This window comes from Streptomyces sp. NPDC056503 (genome assembly GCF_042794995.1).
In the GTDB taxonomy this organism is placed as follows: Bacteria; Actinomycetota; Actinomycetes; order Streptomycetales; family Streptomycetaceae; genus Streptomyces.
Genome location: NZ_JBHTST010000014.1, coordinates 71591 through 87605 on the forward strand (window position 1 = coordinate 71591; position 16015 = coordinate 87605).

At 72.9% G+C, this 16015-nt stretch carries 12 protein-coding genes and 1 pseudogene; 4 read left to right on the plus strand and 9 right to left on the minus strand.

Features of this window, described 5'->3' with window-relative positions:
- Positions 1-89 precede the first annotated feature (89 nt).
- Entirely contained in the window at positions 90-863 is a 774-nt protein-coding gene (locus ACFQ8C_RS06735) for a MerR family transcriptional regulator (protein WP_383452966.1), read from the minus strand.
- 397 nt (positions 864-1260) lie between these two features.
- On the opposite strand from ACFQ8C_RS06735, the gene ACFQ8C_RS06740 reads away from it, so the two are divergent.
- Both ACFQ8C_RS06740 and ACFQ8C_RS06745 read left to right on the plus strand, forming a co-directional pair.
- On the plus strand, positions 1261-2490 hold the full coding sequence (locus ACFQ8C_RS06740) for a serine hydrolase domain-containing protein (protein WP_383452968.1): 1230 nt from the start codon (positions 1261-1263) through the stop codon (positions 2488-2490).
- A 1057-nt stretch (positions 2491-3547) separates the two neighbouring features.
- A complete protein-coding gene (locus ACFQ8C_RS06745; protein WP_383452970.1) occupies positions 3548-4219 on the plus strand; it encodes a hypothetical protein in 672 nt (223 codons plus the stop codon).
- Between the two features lie 115 nt (positions 4220-4334).
- On the opposite strand, the gene ACFQ8C_RS06750 is transcribed toward ACFQ8C_RS06745, so the two are convergent.
- Positions 4335-7397, minus strand: a complete 3063-nt coding sequence (locus tag ACFQ8C_RS06750; RefSeq protein ID WP_383452972.1) for a tetratricopeptide repeat protein — start codon at positions 7395-7397, stop codon at positions 4335-4337.
- The gene (locus ACFQ8C_RS06755) at positions 7394-7876 is read right to left on the minus strand and encodes a hypothetical protein (protein ID WP_383452974.1); all 483 of its coding nucleotides are present in this window, start codon (positions 7874-7876) and stop codon (positions 7394-7396) included. The genes ACFQ8C_RS06750 and ACFQ8C_RS06755 overlap by 4 nt, the downstream gene beginning before the upstream one ends.
- Before the next feature lie 205 nt (positions 7877-8081).
- Here ACFQ8C_RS06755 and ACFQ8C_RS06760 point away from each other — a divergent pair, with 205 nt between their 5' ends.
- Entirely contained in the window at positions 8082-8393 is a 312-nt protein-coding gene (locus ACFQ8C_RS06760) for a hypothetical protein (RefSeq protein ID WP_383452976.1), read from the plus strand.
- 244 nt (positions 8394-8637) lie between these two features.
- Entirely contained in the window at positions 8638-9219 is a 582-nt protein-coding gene (locus tag ACFQ8C_RS06765) for a suppressor of fused domain protein (protein WP_383452978.1), read from the plus strand.
- Positions 9220-9542: 323 nt separating this feature from the next.
- On the opposite strand, the gene ACFQ8C_RS06770 is transcribed toward ACFQ8C_RS06765, so the two are convergent.
- The 6 genes and pseudogenes from ACFQ8C_RS06770 to ACFQ8C_RS06795 form a co-directional block, all read right to left on the minus strand.
- Positions 9543-10226, minus strand: a complete 684-nt coding sequence (locus ACFQ8C_RS06770) for a phosphotransferase (protein WP_383452979.1) — start codon at positions 10224-10226, stop codon at positions 9543-9545.
- A gap of 623 nt (positions 10227-10849) precedes the next feature.
- Complete coding sequence (locus ACFQ8C_RS06775; protein ID WP_383452981.1) at positions 10850-11677, minus strand: SDR family oxidoreductase; 828 nt, start codon at positions 11675-11677, stop codon at positions 10850-10852.
- A 573-nt stretch (positions 11678-12250) separates the two neighbouring features.
- Positions 12251-12748, minus strand: coding sequence for a hypothetical protein (locus ACFQ8C_RS06780; RefSeq protein WP_383452983.1), 498 nt, complete (start codon positions 12746-12748; stop codon positions 12251-12253).
- Complete coding sequence (locus tag ACFQ8C_RS06785; protein WP_383452985.1) at positions 12745-13335, minus strand: matrixin family metalloprotease; 591 nt, start codon at positions 13333-13335, stop codon at positions 12745-12747. The genes ACFQ8C_RS06780 and ACFQ8C_RS06785 overlap by 4 nt, the downstream gene beginning before the upstream one ends.
- A gap of 169 nt (positions 13336-13504) precedes the next feature.
- The gene (locus ACFQ8C_RS06790) at positions 13505-15733 is read right to left on the minus strand and encodes an FG-GAP repeat domain-containing protein (RefSeq protein WP_383452987.1); all 2229 of its coding nucleotides are present in this window, start codon (positions 15731-15733) and stop codon (positions 13505-13507) included.
- 64 nt (positions 15734-15797) lie between these two features.
- Positions 15798-16015: pseudogene (locus ACFQ8C_RS06795) on the minus strand (serine protease); the annotation flags it as partial.

A 16015-nucleotide genomic window follows, 5' to 3' on the forward strand; every position in this document is an offset into this window, starting at 1 on the left:
TCTCTTCGCTCACGAACCCTTCTGTCGCTTCCGCCCCTGCCGGAATCCGTCCCCCTCCTGTCGGGGCCGCCGGTCCCGGAGCGGTGCGCTCAGCGGCGGGGGACGTCGACGCCGGCCGTGCGCAGGTCCGCCTCGATCAGCGCGTTGAGGCGGGCGAGGGCCGGGTGGTCCTCGCGGTGGTGGTTGACCAGGTCGTAGCGGGAGGCGGCGTCGGGACGGGCGTGGAACTCCGGCGGGGTCTCCAGCAGGGCACGGTCGGCCAGGAGCTTCGCGACCCAGGCGCGGGCCAGTTCGGCGATGCGGGGGTCGTCGGGGTCCCAGGAGGCCGCGTCGAGGCCGCGCCGGGTCAGGGCCACGGACTCGGGGTCGTCCAGGGAGCGTTCGAGCCGGGTCAGGAAGCGGTCGAAGATCTCCGGGACGCCCGCCCGGGCGAGGACGAGGGCCTCGCGCTGCCCGGCGACGTAGTCGGGGTCGAAACCGAGGGCGGTGAGCCGCTCCAGGACGGCGCAGGCCCGGTCGGGCAGCAGGGCGCGGTCGCCGTGGTCGAGGCGGTGCAGCCGGTCGCGGCGGGCGGTCAGGGACTCGATCTGGTCGGTGAGGCGGCGGTGGACGTCGTCGAGGGTGGCGGCGAAGCGTTCGGGTCCGGCGTCGAGGAGGCCGCCGATCTCGGCCAGCGGTACGCCGGCCTCGGCGAGGGTCCGCACGCGCAGCAGGCGGAACAGGTCGGCCGATCCGTAACGGCGGTAGCCGGAGCCGTCGCGCTCCGGCTCGGCCACCAGGCCGAGCCGGTGGTAGTGCCGGACGGTCTTGATGGTGACGCCGATGAATCCGGCCGCCTGGCCGATCGTGAGTCCGCCTGCCATCGGTAGGTGCCCCCCCTTTTTCGCCCGAACGGCGGCGGCCCCGGGTCCTCGGGCGGGGCTCGGGCCGCGGGCGCGGTCTCCTCCGCCACGTCCGGATGTCCGGCCGCGCACGCTCGCACGGGCGAGGGTAGCGCGCGCGTTCCCGCACGTTCCCGCGCGGCCTCACCGCGCCTTCCCCCACTGCTTCTTGTCCCGGTTTCCCGCTGGTTCTTGCCCCGGTTCCCCCGAGCGTCGCCCACGCGTTCCCCCACGCCGGTGCCGCCGTCCGTGGCCATGTCCCGGGATCGGGCTTGACCTTGACCCTGGGTCAAGGCCGCAGGCTCCCGGTACGGCCTCCGCACGGCGGCCGTACCGACCGGATCCGGGCCCCTCGCGGCCCCGAGCGAGGGAGAGACCCATGACGGCACGAAACGGCGACGGCTTCTCGGAAGCGGGACTGCGACGGCTCCGCGAGGTGCTGGCCCGGCACGTCGAGTCGAAGAAGATCCCCGGGCTCGTCGCCCTGGTCGGCCGCGGCGGGCACACCCATGTCGAGGCGTTGGGGACGATGCGGCACGACGGCGGCCCGCCCATGCGGCGGGACACCGTCTTCCGGATGGCGTCCGCCTCCAAGCCGGTGACGATGGCCGCGGCGATGGTCCTGCTCGACGAGTGCCGACTGCGCCTGGACGACCCGGTCGACCCCTGGCTGCCCGAACTCGCCGACCGGCGCGTGCTGAAGCGGCCCGACGGCCCCCTCGACGACACCGTGCCCGCGCGCCGGCCGATCACCGTGCGGGACCTGCTGACCTCGACGTTCGGGCTGGGCACGGACTTCGAGCTGCTGGACGCGCCGATCAGGGCGGCGCTCTTCGAGCGCACCGACTACAGCGTGGTGTCCGGCCCCGCGCCCGAACCGGACGAGTGGATGCGGCGGCTGGGCGAACTGCCGCTCTCGTACCAGCCCGGCGAGCGCTGGCAGTACGACCTGAGCAACGAGGTCACCGGCGTCCTGGTCTCCAGGGTCGCGGGCGTACCGCTGGAGACGTTCCTGCGCGAGCGCGTCCTCGATCCGCTGGGCATGCGGGACACGGGCTTCCACGTGCCCCCGGAGAAGATCGACCGGCTGCCGACCCTCTACGGACCCGACCCGCGGACCGGGGAGTTCCTCGTCTGGGACGAGGCGGTGGGCGGCCGGTCCAGCCGTCCCCCGGCGTTCCAGGGCGCCGGAGGAGGGCTCGTCTCCACCGTCGACGACTACCACGCCTACTTCCGCATGCTGCTGGCCGGCGGCACGCACGGCGGTGAGCGGATCCTGTCCCGGCCCGCCGTCGAGCTGATGACCACCAACCGCCTGGCACCCGACCAGCTGGCCGCCCGGACCGCCATGTACCGCGCCCTCGCCCACCTCGCGGCCGGCCAGGGGCAGCACGGCGGCTGGGGGTTCGGGATGGCGGTGCGCACCCGGCGCGGCAACTACGCCTCCCTCGGCCAGTTCGGATGGGACGGCGGCACCGGCACCACCGCGTACGCCGACCCGGAGAACGGGCTCGTCGGGATCCTGCTCACCCAGGTCGGGATGTCCACACCGGACTCGGCACGCCTCATCCACGACTTCTGGACCACGCTCTACCAGGCGGTCGACTGAGCGGGCGGCGGGCGCGCCGGCCTTCCGGCACGGTCAGCGCCGGGGCCGGCCCGGAGGTCCGTGGCCGGGTGGCGGGCAGGGGACCGCCCCGTACGCAGGGGGGAAGACGTACGGGGCGATCGCACCGCGGGCCGGCGGCAGGGGGGAAGGGCCGCCGACGGGCGGGTGAGCGCAGTCGCTGCGCTCACCGGGCCTCTGCCCCCGCGCCGCGCCCGTACCCGCCCCGTAGCGGAAAAGTCGGAGAAGCCGGAACCGTGCGCGGATGCGTACGCATGGCGACGGCCCCGCACCGGAAAGGAGGGTGCGGGGCTGTCGCACCGCGGGCCGGCGACGGGGGGGTGCCGCTGACCCGCGATCGAGTGCAGTCCCATGCGCTCACTCCGCGCGTACCCCCGCTTTCCCGGCTCACACTCCTCGATCCGACGGGCGGCGGACGGGAACACGGGCGATTCCTCTCGCTCGGCGGGATATCCGGCGTCATCGACGGTGGGGGTACGAGGAATGGACGGCGTACAGGGGAGAAGGGCGGCGGCCGGAGCTCGAACCGGTGCGTCCGCTGCGCACCGGTGCATCTGCTGCGCGCGGTCACCGTGGAGTTCGACGGGCGCGGCGCCGAGTTCGCGGCGCGGAACGGGCTGCACCCGACCGATGTCCGCGCGCTGATCAACCTGTGGGACGCGGCGCGGGCCCGTACCCCCGCCACGCCGGGGGCCTCGGGGAGCAGCCGCGGCCGGACTCCGCCGGCACCACCTCGCTGTCCGACTGACGGTGTCTCGGGCGGCCGACGGGCCTGAGACCCTCGAAGGCGCCCTCGGCAACCGGCTCGCCCGCCTGTCCGCTCGCGGCCGCGCGATGCCGACCGGTGCGGCGGAGCCGGAGACGCACCTCCGTGAGCGCGGCTGAGGCGGGGCCTCGGAATCGGTCGTCGTTCGGCGGCAGCGGTTCGGTGTCCCGCTCCCCTCACGGGCCTCGGCACCCCGGCGCCCCGCCGAGGCGGCCCTGAGCGGGTGGGGCACCATCACGCTCGACGGAAGCGGCACGGAGAGTGGGGGCGGACATGGGACGTTTCGGGTCGTGGCGTGGGCGGCGCCGGGCCGTACCGGCGGATCCGGGGCTGCTGGCCGCGGCCGCGGAGAATCCGGGGGGCAGCGTCGCCGAGATCGATCCGACGTACGTCGACGACCCGAACGGCTATGTGCCGCCCGAGGCGATCCGCGGCGCGTGGCTGGTGGGCGAGGACGGGAAGCTGACGGGCGCGTACGAGGAGAATCCCCGGCACGGGGTTCCGCAGGACGACTTCGGCCCGCTCACCGACCCCGATCACTGGCTCGGCTGGCTCGGCGCCGATCCCGCCGCGGCCGTCCGGGAGGGCATCGAGGAGTCGTTGCGCGCGCAGGTGGCGGACGCGGTCGTCGAGTGGGTCAAGATCCTGGAGACGCCCCGGTTCCTCACGGGCGGGCGCCCCGGGGGCGAGGACGCGCAGACCATGCTGGTGACGCGCGCGGCACTCGCCGCGCCGTTCGCGCTGTCCGTCCGCACCGCGCAGCACGGGCGCTCCGTCCTGGTGGGCGTGTTCTCGTGGGCGGCGGTGAACCTCGCGCCGCCCGGAAACCGCGAGGACCGGCACTGGTTGGACCTGGGTGTCGGGCTGGACTGGGCCGCCGAACGACTCCAGGAGCGCGTCTACGCGGTCGGCGGAGCGAGCGACGGAGCGGGCGGCGAGCGGTAGAGCGGTGCGGAGGGCCGGCACATGGTCCTGGCTGCCCGCGGTACATGCCCTCGCGGTGGTCGAAGGGGTGTGCCGTCGCCGTGCGCGACCGGCAGGCCGTCGCAGCCGCGGGAGTTCACGGCTGTCCGGGTTCGTCGGCGCGTAAGGCGACGGCGTCGGCGAGGTTCCGGCGAATGGTCCGTGTCAGCGCATGGTCGGCGCCCAGGGCCCGCTCGGTGTCTTCGAGGGTCTGCTCGTACAAGGGGATCGCACGTCCCGTGTCCCCGGCCGACGCGTAGGCATGGGCGAGGTTGTTGCCGGAGGCGAGGGTGTCGGGGTGGTCGGGCCCCAGTACCCGCGTGCGGCCGATGAGGGTCTGCTCGTACACGTTGACGGCCTGTTGCAGGTCGCCCGCCTCCCGGAGGGCGCCGGCCAGGGCGTTGCCGCAGGAAAGTGTGACGAGGTGGTCCCTTCCCAGTGCCTTGACGCTGTCGGAGAGAGTCCGCTCGTACTCGGAAACGGCTCGCTGCAGATCGTTCGCCTTCAGACAGGCGTAGGCGAGGTCTCTGCGGGCGAGCAGAGTGTCGGGGTGGTCGGCTCCCAGCGCGCGCACGCTGCCGGCCAAGGTCTCCTCGTACAGGGGAACGGCCTGCCGCGGGTTCCCCGCCTCAAGGCGGACGTCGGCCAGGTTGTTGCGGGACGCCAGGGTGTCGGGGTGATCCTCGCCCAGTAGCCGGGTCCGGGCTTCGAGGACCTGCTCGTACAGGGGTGTGGCCCGCCGCAGGTCCCCCGCTTCCCTGTAGCCACGGGCCAGGTTGCTGCACGAGGTCAGGGTGTCGAGGTGGTCCGTGCCCAGTACCCGGGCCCGGGCTTCGAGGTTCTGCTCGTACAGCAGGATGGACCGCTGTGGGTCCGCCGCGTCCCTGTGGACGCCGGCCAGGCGGTTGCGGGAATCCAGGGTGTCGGGGTGGTCCGCGCCCAGCATCCGGGTCCGGGCTTCGAGGACCTGCTCGTACAGGAGCGTGGCCTGCGGCAGGTCCCCGGCCTCCCAGTGGACGCCGGCCAGGTCGTGACGGAAGACCAGGGTGAAGGGGTGGTCCTCCCCCAGCGCCCGCAGGCTGTCCGCTGCGGTCTGCTGGTACAGGGGTGTGGCCTGTTGCGTGTCACCCGCCTCCCAGTAGGCGCCGGCGAGATGCCACAGGGCGGTCAGGGTGTCGGGGTGATCCTTGCCGAGTATCCGGGTCCGGGCTTCGAGGGCCTGTCCGTACAGGTCGATGGCGCGCTGCGGCTCTCCGGCCGACTTGTGGACGTGGGCGAGGTTGATGCGGGAGGACTGGGTACGGGGGTCTTCCTCGCCCAGCGCCCGCACGCAGTCGGCGAGGGTCCGCTCGTAGAGACGACTCGCCCGTTCCGAGTCGCCCGCCGCCCAGTAGGACTGGGCGAGCGCGTCGCTGAAGTCGAGGGTGAGGGGGTGGTCCTTGCCCAGCAGCCGCACGCTGTCGGCAAGGATCTGCCTGTGCATACCGACGGCGCGGCCCGGGTCCTGCGCCTCCCGGTAGGCACGGGCGAGGTTGTCGTCGATGACGAGGGTGTCGGGGTGGTCCCTGCCCAGCAGCCGCAGACTGTCGGCAAGGGCCTGCTCGTGCAAGGCGATGGCGCGGCCCGGCTCCCCCGCGTTCCGGTAGGCGCAGGCGAGGTCGTCACGGCAGAACAGGGTGTCGACGTGGTCCGGTCCCCGCAGCCGCTTGAAGCCGGTCAGGGCACGTTCGTAGTGCCTGATCGCCAGGGCCGGCCGGCCCTGCATGTCCAGGAAGCCGGCGGCGCGGTCGAGGATCTGCGCGGTGGCGAGGGTGTCGGTGTCCGGGGCGGCGTGGTCGCTGTGGGCCTCGATGTGAGGGAGCAGCGTGTTCCAGGTGTCCCAGACGGCGGGGTCCCAGGTGGCGGGGAGAGCGGCGTGCAGGCCGGCCGCGGCCTGCTGGACGGCTTGCCTGATGTGGCCGGGGGTGCGGTGAGGGTCCTCGGGGTCGGGGGTGCGTGCGAGGGCGTGGACCAGGCGGTGGAGGGCGACGGTGCCGGTGCCGGGGTCGGGGGTGATCATGCTGTACGCGGCCAGCAGGCCGAGCGCGTCGTGGGTGGCCGGCTCGGTGGAGTCGCCGGTCAGGGAGAGGGGAATGTTCTCCGGGGCGTACCAGGCCAGGGTGCGCAGCAGGTCCACGGCCTGGGGCTGGAGGGCGGCGATGCGGTCCAGCGTGACGGCCCAGACGCGGGCGATGGTGCGGGCGGGCGGGGTGGTGACCGCACGTCGGCGGTACATCGTGGCCGGGTGCTCGGAGAGCAGGCGGAGATAGGCGCGTGGCGTGGTGAGGGGGTTCTGCGCGAGGAAGGCGGCCGCTTGTTCGACTGCCAGGGGCAGGTGGCCGAGTTCTTCGCACAGTTCCGCGGCGCCGTCCATGTCCCGGGGACCGGCTGCGGTGGCGATCCGGGTCAGCAGGGCGAGGGATTCGTCTCCCGCGAGGACGCCGAGGGGGACGAGGGCGGCGGCGGGGTTCCACGCGGTGGCGAGGCGGCTGGTGATCAGGAACCGTCCGCCGGGGGCGCGGGCGAGCAGGCCGGCGATGTCGGCGGGGTCGTTGACGTTGTCGAGGATGATCAGCCAGCCGGTGTGGGTGGACAGCCACTGTGCGGCGCGTTCGGCCAGCGTCTCGGTGGTCAGTGCGCGGGCCAGGGCGGGCTGGAGGGCGGTCGCGAGGTCGGCCAGACCCTGCTGGACGGCGGCGGGGCTGTCGGCGGTGATCCATCGGACGGGGGTGTGGTCGTGCGGGCGGGTGGCGGCCCAGTGGGCGGCCAGGGTGCTCTTCCCGATCCCGCCCAGCCCGTGCACTGCCTGCACCACGGCCTGGTTGTGGGAGGAGAACGCGGCGTCGAGCTGGTCCAGTTCGCGGGCGCGGCCTACGAACGGCGCGGGGCGCAGGGGCAGGTTGTCGAGTCCTGGCGGGGGCTCGACCTCGGCGGGGGGCACGAGCGCCACGGGCGGCACGTGGATGACCGTGGCGTGGTCCCCGGTCAGCAGGGTGCCATGAAAGGCGCCGCCGTTGATGCTGATCGCGATGGACCGCGGTCCGGACGCCTCGGTGTGGTGGGTGGCAGGGGGCTGTGCCGCCTGCGGTGGCCGGGGCTTCCTCCTGAAGAGTCCGCTCACGAAGGGGCCCGGCCCGGCTGGTCGCCGGTGGAGAGGGTGCCGCCGGGGTTGCCGTTGACCGCGATGGACCTGTTGCCGGATGCGGTGGTCGACCCTGGCCGGGGTTCGGGCCGCGGCGGGGCGGGGGTTGCCGGTGCGGCGGGTTCCGGGCGGGCCGGGGAGCCCTGCGCGGGCCGGTGGGCTCCGGTGTCGCCGGTGTCGCCGGTGGACATGTCGCCTGCCGGGTTCCCGTGGACGGCGATGCTCCGATCGCCTGACGCGGTGACCGTGGTACCGGGGCCGGTGCGGGCCGCGAAGTTCTGGCCCCATGCGACGGCGAGCGTGGCCAGGACGACTCCGGCCGTCGTGGAGACGCTCCACCTGATGGTGGGATCGGCGAGTGCCGAGGGCAGGAGCACGGCACCGCACAGCCATGTGCAGGTCGCGAACACCGCGATCGTGACCAGTCCCGCAGCCGCCCACCGGAGATTCCGCCGCATCGTTCCCCCTCTGCCCGAGCCGTCGCATCGCTCGGCCGCCGGCGTCGACTCCCCTACCCACTGGGCCGATCGCGCACACGGCCGCCCTCGGGAGGCGCTGTCCGCGCGGCCGGGTCCACCCGGCGAACGACGAAGCACCGCTCCCCCGGCGACGTGTCCCACGGGACAGGCACGAGTGCCGGGCTGCCGATGATGTGATGACTCCATGCGACCCGAGCATTGTGTGACCAGGAACCACATCAAGGTGTGGGAGGACCGCGCGCTGCCGCCGGGGCCAGGGCGGATCGGCTTCTGGTCGGTACTGCGCGGCTCCCTCCTGCCAGTCCTTCTCTGGACCGGCGTGGCGTGCTTCACGTACGTCGTCTTCGACCCCGTCGTGACCATGGTCCTCGGCGGGCTTTTCGTCTTGTCGTTCGCCATGGGCTTCGGGCTGCGCCGCAGGGCGAAGCACTCGGTCCGCTGCAGCGCCTACGGTGCGCTGGGCGGAGTGCTCGACAAGTCCATGGCCGGGTTCTGAGCCGTTGTGGCGCAGGGAGCCTGCCGTTGTCATGCGCGTGTCGGCGAGCTGTCGAAGGCTTCGACGGGAATGCGCAGCCGGTCCCCGGTAGGCCGTGGCGCTTCGGCGCGCCCATGGAGCGGGGGCGTGACGCTTCGGCGCGCCTATGGAGCCGGTAGGTCGTGACGCTTCGGCCGGCGCGGGGTCCGGGGCAGGGTGGACTCGCAGCCAGGACACCTGGGCCGGTCGTGAGATCCTCTCCACCATGTTCGGGAGCGAGCGCGACCAGCGGGCGACAGCGGGCGTCGAGGCCCACGTTCGCGCCTTCTTCACCGGCCACATGATCACGGTCAGCGACTACGACCTGGGACCTGGACGAAGGGACGCGGTTCCCGACCTGAGGATCCTCGCCGTCGGCCCAGGACCGCGCGCCGACAGCTGGGCCTACGTCACCGTCGGCTGCTGGTCCACGGTCGAGACGGACGGACACGGCCTCGAATTCGTCCTCACCGCGCCCGTCCGCGACGCACGCTTCGCCGATCTCCTGGCCATGACCGCCTGCTACCACGCCGATCACCACCTCGATCTCGAACACAGCGTGCCCATCGGGGAACCGTGGCTGCCCGGGTCCCACTGCGACCACCTGCTGATCAGCCTTCCCTACCTCCATGGCCCGGACCTGGAACACTGCCCGCTGCCGGACGGCCATGCCCGCATTCTCTGGACCCTGCCGGTCACCGCGGCCGAGATGGCATACCGCCGAGAGCACGGTCACGAAGCCCTTGAGCAGCTCCTCGACGAACACGCGATCGTCCCGACCGATCCAAGACGTCCGTCCGTCGTCTGAACCTCGCGGACACGGTCCCGGCGTGAGGGGTCGGCCTGTTCGAGGATCGTCCGGAGCCGCTGGATCGCATCGGAGCGGCCGGTGCCGGAGTCGGTCACCGCGAGATCCCACGGAAACGGAACCGCCTCGGCAGTCGCGTCGAAGAGGGAGGGACCACCGAGCCACAACCCGGGATCGCTCAACGCCGAAGCGCGGGTCACTGCCGCATCGCCCCCACCACGCGCCCCAGCCGTAGGCCCCGAGCCTGGTACGCCCACCGCCGAGACGACCGCCGCCGGGACGGCCTTCCCACCCGTCCCGCATCCGACAGCCCAGGTCACCTCCTACTGGAGGACGCTCTCCTGGGTGTCGGCTCCTGCCGCCAGGATCAGGGCGACCGCCTCGTCGAGGACGGCGATCTCCTCCTGGGCGAGGGTCGGATTGGCGGCCCGCCGGGCCCGGGCCTCAGACAGCAACATGCCGTCGGTGCCACCGAGGTGACGCACCAGGGCGGGGAGGACGGTCCGGGCGACCTCGGCGGCGGCCGGCATGGTGAGCGCCGCCTGCGCGAGGATCAACGCGGCCATCGCGGTGTCCAGACCGGGAGGGCCCTCCTGGGCGGTGGCCCAGTCGATCACCACAGGGCCGTCGGTGGTGAGGAAGACGTTCTCCGGGTGCAGATCCAGGTGCACGATGCGGTGGGCGGGATCGGCCCCGACCCGGGGCGGGACCGCGTGCAGCCGCAGCAGCAGATCGGCCAGCAACTCGCCCGCCCGCCCGCCGCTGAGCGTGCCCGCGACCAGCGCCTCGCGCATCGTCGGCCCCGACAGCCGCTGCATCACCAGCTCCCCGGCCGCCGCGCCCGGCCACACCGCCGGCACCGGATACCCGTGCTCGGCCAGGTAGGTCATCACGACCACCTCACCGGTGGCGTCCTCCCCGTCGCGGTAGCGCCGCACCACCCGGTCCTCGTCGAGTGCGAACACATCCGCCGTCCGCCCCGCCCCGATCAACTCCCCGATTTCCACCCGGCGAACTTACACCGAGCGCCGCGAGAGCCGCATCGGTCCGAGCCGACGCGGGGTAGGACAGGGCAGGGCAGGGCCTCCAAGGGTCCGCGGGACGGTTCTCTCCGTGAGTCCGAACAGGACGTCCACGACGTCCGAGTCGCGGGAGCCCCATACGGAGTGGCCGTACGGGAAGGGCGGCCGGGGCCGCCGCGCACGCCGGGGCCGCCAGGCCGTCGGCCGTCACCGTGAGGGTGACGGCGAGGGCGGCGGCGACCCGGCGGGTGGTGCGGTGCCGCTGCTTCACGTGGTTCCTGGAGGGGAAGAGCGGAGTCTGCGGTCCGGTGCCACCGGAAGACGTGCCGGCCACCGGCGACGGCATGGGGCACGAAGCCGGTCGACCCGCCGCTCAGCAGTCGTCCGGCGGGGCTGAGGTGCTTCAAGGGGATTCCCCTCGAAGTCCGTGGTCGAGGCGTCGGTGCGCCACGACCACAGGTCTCATGAGGGCCGTTCACGGTTGTACGGCTGTACGACCGTTCTTCGAGCGGAACCTAGTTCGTCACGTCGAAGTCAGTGCGTGGTCCTGCTTCCTGACGTTGTGCCGCCGAACGCCTCCCGCGCGTGGCTCCGGTCGACTTTGCGGCTCAGGCCTCGACCAGGAACTCCCTGGCTCCGCGGAGCCGGGTGCGCAGCCGTCGCTGCGTGGCGCGGCTGTCGAGGCGAACGTCGAGCGGACCCGACAGCTCGGTGTCCTTCCTGCGTCCGCTGGGCAGCAGGGAGGGGTCGATGCCGTCGCGGCGGGCGATGAGCTCGCCCAGCTCGTAGCGGCTCAGGGCGTTCGGGCCTGCGAGGTGGAAGACGCCGGCGGCGTCGGATCGGGTGAGCTCCCACAGGGCGGCGGCCAGGTCCTCCACGTGTACGGGGCAGCGGATGTCGTCGGTGAACAAAACGCCCTGCCGGGTGCCGTCGGCCAGCGCGTGCACCAGCCGCTCGTGTTCGGAGCGGCCGTTGCCGACGATCAGTGAGGTGCGGGCGACGGCCGCGTCGGGACACAGGAGACGTACGGCGGTCTCGGCGGCGGCCTTCGCCGCCCCGTACGGGGTGAGCGGGTCGGGAAGGCAGGACTCGTCGTACCGGTCGCGGCGCGCGCCGGAGAAGACGGCATCGCTGGAGACGTGCACCAGGCGGATGCCGCGCTGGGCGGCAGCCAGGGCGAGTCGGATACCGCCTTCGGCCGTGACCGACCAGTCCGCTCCGCCGCTCGTCGCGTTGATCACCACGGCCGGAGCCACCCTGTCGAGGACCCCTTCGAGCCGGGAGAGGTCGCGAAGGTCGAGGTGGTGCCAGGTCGCCCCGGCGTGGTCGCCTGGACGGGAATGGAACGTGGCGGCCGGGGACCGACCCGCGGATACCGCCTGGCGCACCAACTCGGCCCCGAGGAACCCACTGCCGCCGATGATCAGCACCGTCATGCCGCCTCACGCTACGGGCGGGTACCGCCGTCCAGAGCCACTTCCGCGGAAATCCCCGGTCGGTCGGCTGAGAAGTGCGGGCGGCGGCCAGAACCACGTAGCCGGTCGGGCCGGCTGGTTGCTCGGCCCTCTTCGCCTGGGGGAACGGGTGTCCGGAGTGCTGCTCGCGGTCGTCGTGGTGATGCGGTTGCGGCGCAGGCCCCAGGCCGGAAGCCGTGTCGAGGAACGTAACACCGCGTTCCTCGTCCTCGTCCTCGTCCCGGCCCCGGCCCTGCCCCTGCCCCTGCCCCTGCCCCTGCCCCTGCCCCTGCCCCTGCCCCTGCCCCTGGGCATCGTGATCGCGCCGACCCCGCTGGGCCAGGGCATCTTCAACGTGATCAGGCAGCTGGTGAGCGGCGCCTCGCAGACCGGTACATGGGCCCGCGCCCCGGCAGATGCTCGCCGCGGCCCTGCGGCCGTCGGCGCCCCGGACCTGCACGTCCCCCACGGCACCGGACGCCCCGCCCACCACGGCGCTGCCGTCGTGCCGGCCACCGACGCCCCGCCGAGGCGCTTCTCCTCACCCGTTCCCTCCTACGGCGCCAGCCGCACCGGCAGCGCCGCCGCCAGCTTCCACGCCGTCAACTGCGCCTCCTCCACCGGCTTCATCGCGCCGTGGAACATCAGCACCTGGCCGTCCTTCACCGCTGCGTCGCTCCGCGAGGCCTGCGTCGCGAAGACGTACGTCTCGCCGTCCTTCAGCCGCTGCCCCGGCTCCTCGTCCCTCGCCCACGTGACCCGCACCGTCCCCTTGACGTCCCCGCGCAGCACGGAGACGACGTCGACCCGGTAGACGTCCGTCGTCCAGGACTCGATCTCCCGCTGTTCCTCGAACGCCGCCACCTTGCCGGTGAAGACGTCCTCGGAGTGGGGCGCCGTACCCGCCGGAGTCCGCGCGTCGTAGCCCCGGATCACCTCCGCCGGAGCGACCCGCACCTCCAGCCGCTGGTAGCCGAACCATCCGCCGGCCGTGAGCACCCCGGCAGCCACCGCGCCCAGGACCAGCGCCGTCGCCTTCTTGTCCATGGTCATCCCCACAGTGCGTGATACGCCCGGACGTCGTTCGACGTCGGCTTGTCGAAGCCCTTCGCGGCGAGGTCGTCGTAGTACTCCCACATCACCGAGGCCTTCTCCCGGCCCAGCTCCTTGTGGCAGAACCCCAGCGCGTGGCCCAGCTCGTGCATCGCGACCCGCCTGCGGTGCTCGTCCTTTCCGAGCGGCTTCCTGTCGTCCAGGTACGCCCGGTTGAGCCACAGGAAGTCCGTGCCGGTGTTCGGGTCCCACTTGCCGTAGACGAGGTTCCAGCCCTGGCCGGTGCTGTCGGCGTCCTTCCACTCCAGGTCGGCGTAGGAGGACGCGCCGTCCGGTTTGATCTTCACCTGCCTGAGCGTTCCCGCCGTCCACACCTTGATCGCGTACGAGCGCGCGTCATCGAACTTCGAGACCTCGTCCCAGGCCAGTTCGGTGCCGTCCACGGAGGACCGGCCTCGCGAGTCGGCCTTCCCTTCCAGGCAGGTGTGGGGCCTGGCCGCGCCCGGCGCCGCGTGGCCGGGCGCCGGAACGGCCAGCAGAACGGCGGCGGCCGAAGCCGCCGCGAGGGCTGAGTTGTTCGTCCTCATGACCGGACGATAGCGTTCCGTGACTTTCCGTGACACTGCGCCGTCACCTGTGGCAGATGCTCGCCGGCCCACGCCCTCCCACCGCGCTTCCTGGGCCGAGGCCACCAGGCGGTGGGAGGGGCGCCGGTTCATGTGCTGCGCCCCTCTGCGGGAGGGAGGGACGGTGCCGTCAGCCGAACAGGTCGTACGCCCCCGAGGAGAAGAGGGAGGTGGCGATGCGGGCCCGTTCGAACGTGGTGGTGCGGGCGCCGGTGCCCCGGAAGAGGTACGTCTTGCCGGTGGCGGCCTCGACGGCGAGCAGGTCGTTCCTGCCGTCGTCGTCGTAGTCGCCCGCGCCGATGAACTTGCCGTAGCGGCCGAAGCCCTCGCGCAGGCGGGTGGGCGCGGTGAAGGTGCCGTCGCCCTTGCCGAGGAACATCCACATGACGCCGTCCGCGTCGCGGGTGACGAGGTCGCCGTGGGCGGCGCCCGCGATGTTGCCGGTGGCGGTGAGCTGGTCGTAGCCGCCCCAGCCGGAGGAGACCTTCTTGCGGGTGTCGAAGGGCTTGGTGGCGCTGCCGGTGGCCTTGTACAGCCACAGGTCGCCCGCCTTGTCGACGGCCACGACGTCGGCGCGGCCGTCGCCGGTGAAGTCGGATCCGCCGGTGATCTTGTCGTAGGTCTGCCAGCCGCCGCCGACCTGGACGCGTCCGGCGAAGCCGCCGTTGCCGTCGCCCTGGTAGAGCCAGAGGACGCCCGCCTTGTCGCGGGCGACGACGTCGGCGTGGACGGAGCCGGCGACGTTGCCGACGGTCTCGATGCGGTCGTAGATCTGCCAGCCGCCGCCGATCGTGGTCTCCGGGACCTCGAACTCGTCCCCGCCCCAGCGGCCGGAGCGGACCGAGCTGTCCGACCGCAGGACACCGGAGGCGTCGCGGGCGAGGATGTCGGGCGAGCCGTTGTCGTCGAAGTCGTGCTGCTTCGGCGTGCGGACGACGGTGAAGGTGCCGGACCTCTTCAGGGCGGGGCCGAGACCGGACAGCGGCTCGCCGGTGAACTCCCAGGTGTAGTCGCCGTTGTGGGCGATGCGGGTGTCGGGCGAGCCGAACTCGTTCCCGTTGCCGAACGTCCCGACCCACTCGGGGCCCATGGGGAAACCGTCGGCGTAGTCGCTGTTGACCCCGCCCATGCTGCGGCCCTTGGCGAAACCGTTCGAGCTCCAGTCGTAGGTCTTTCCGGTACGGACGTGCCGCAGCCGCACCGTGGCCTTGGTGTCCCAGTGGTTCACGTACCACGTGAAGGAGACGTAGGATTCCCGGTCCAGGTCGACCGGCTTCCGCATCAGGGGTTCCCGCATCTCCGCGGTCTCGGTCGGCGAGCCGTTGCTCGCGACGAGGGCGACGGTGGGCCGGCCGTCCGCGCCGCGCTCGATCCGGTGGACGCCCTCGCCCTTGCCCAGCCGGCCGCCGCTGGCCAGGACGCCGCCGCCGGTGTCCCGCGTCATGGTCTGGAAGTAGTCGAGCAGCTTGACCGGCGCGGCGCCGGCCGCGAGGTTGCGGGCGCGCAGGCCGTAGCCGGGCGTCAGGTCCCGGCCCTCCCGCAGGGGCAGTCCGTCGAGGAGCCAGTCGCCCACCAGCTGCACCTCGGCGGTGCGGGGCATCGGGCCGAGGTCGACGGTCTTCCGCTCGGCCGTCCCCCGGGTGAGGACGACGGCTCGTGCCGTGCCGGTCGCGGCGTCCCGCTCCGCCCAGGCGACCCGGGTGTCCGAGAAGGTGAACGAGGAGGCCGACGCCGGGACCGCGTAGACCTCGGTGACCTTCCCCGCCGCCAGGTCCACCAGGCCCTGGTGCCGCCCGCCGTCGGCGTCGGTGAAGCCGACGACGCCGTACTGCGCGGTGCCGGGACGGACCGAGAGGTCCTTGGTCCCGGTGGGCAGGCCGGTGATCTGCCGGCTGCCCTGGGCGGTGTGGGCCCACAGGGTGGGGCCGGAGGCGGTGGCGAGCGCGGTGAAGACGTAGGGGCCGGCGATGCCGATCGCCGCGGTGTTGCCCGCGGGCAGCGGGTAGCGGGCCCCGGTCGCCATGTCGACCACGGTGTCGGTCACGTCGTCGACGAACTGGTTGCCGCCGACCACCGAGACCGACGTCGTGTAGCGGCTCAGGCTGTAGGAGCGGCCGTCCTTGTAGCTCGTCCACGCGCGGACGTCGTTGTTGAACCAGAGGCTGTCGAAGAACCCGGCGCTGCCGGCCTCGTCCACCACGAAGTTCAGGGACACCCGGGTGACGCCCTCCTCCGCCTCCGCGCCGGTCACCGTGTCCGCCGCGGCGGCCGGGACGGTCAGGGCTCCGGCGCCGAGGGTGACGGCGAGGACGGTGGCGACGGCGACGGTACGGCGGCGCGTGGCGCGTACAGGAAGCACGGGCTCTCCAGACGAAGACGGGTCGGTCCGCAAAGGCGTGCGCACCGACCCGTATGACCATCGATCAGGAGAAAAGGTTGTACGACCCGCCCTTGAGGAGGGGCGTGGTGGAGCGGGTCAGGTCGAACGGGGTGTACCGCTGCCCCGTCCCCCGGAAGTGGTACGTGACCTTGGTGGCCGGGTCGACCGCGAGCAGGTCGTTCTTCCCGTCACGGTCGTAGTCGCCGGAGCCGACGAGCTCGCCGTAGCGGCCGAAGCCGCCGCCGATGCGGGTGCGGGCGG

What these genes read in the sequence shown, in the direction of transcription:
- ACFQ8C_RS06735 (WP_383452966.1), bottom strand. Translation starts at nt 863, where the DNA reads ATGGCAGGCGGACTCACGATCGGCCAGGCGGCCGGATTCATCGGCGTC.
- ACFQ8C_RS06740 (WP_383452968.1), top strand. Translation starts at nt 1,261, where the DNA reads ATGACGGCACGAAACGGCGACGGCTTCTCGGAAGCGGGACTGCGACGG.
- ACFQ8C_RS06745 (WP_383452970.1), top strand. Translation starts at nt 3,548, where the DNA reads ATGGGACGTTTCGGGTCGTGGCGTGGGCGGCGCCGGGCCGTACCGGCG.
- ACFQ8C_RS06755 (WP_383452974.1), bottom strand. Translation starts at nt 7,876, where the DNA reads ATGCGGCGGAATCTCCGGTGGGCGGCTGCGGGACTGGTCACGATCGCG.
- ACFQ8C_RS06760 (WP_383452976.1), top strand. Translation starts at nt 8,082, where the DNA reads ATGCGACCCGAGCATTGTGTGACCAGGAACCACATCAAGGTGTGGGAG.
- ACFQ8C_RS06765 (WP_383452978.1), top strand. Translation starts at nt 8,638, where the DNA reads ATGTTCGGGAGCGAGCGCGACCAGCGGGCGACAGCGGGCGTCGAGGCC.
- ACFQ8C_RS06775 (WP_383452981.1), bottom strand. Translation starts at nt 11,677, where the DNA reads ATGACGGTGCTGATCATCGGCGGCAGTGGGTTCCTCGGGGCCGAGTTG.
- ACFQ8C_RS06780 (WP_383452983.1), bottom strand. Translation starts at nt 12,748, where the DNA reads ATGACCATGGACAAGAAGGCGACGGCGCTGGTCCTGGGCGCGGTGGCT.
- ACFQ8C_RS06785 (WP_383452985.1), bottom strand. Translation starts at nt 13,335, where the DNA reads ATGAGGACGAACAACTCAGCCCTCGCGGCGGCTTCGGCCGCCGCCGTT.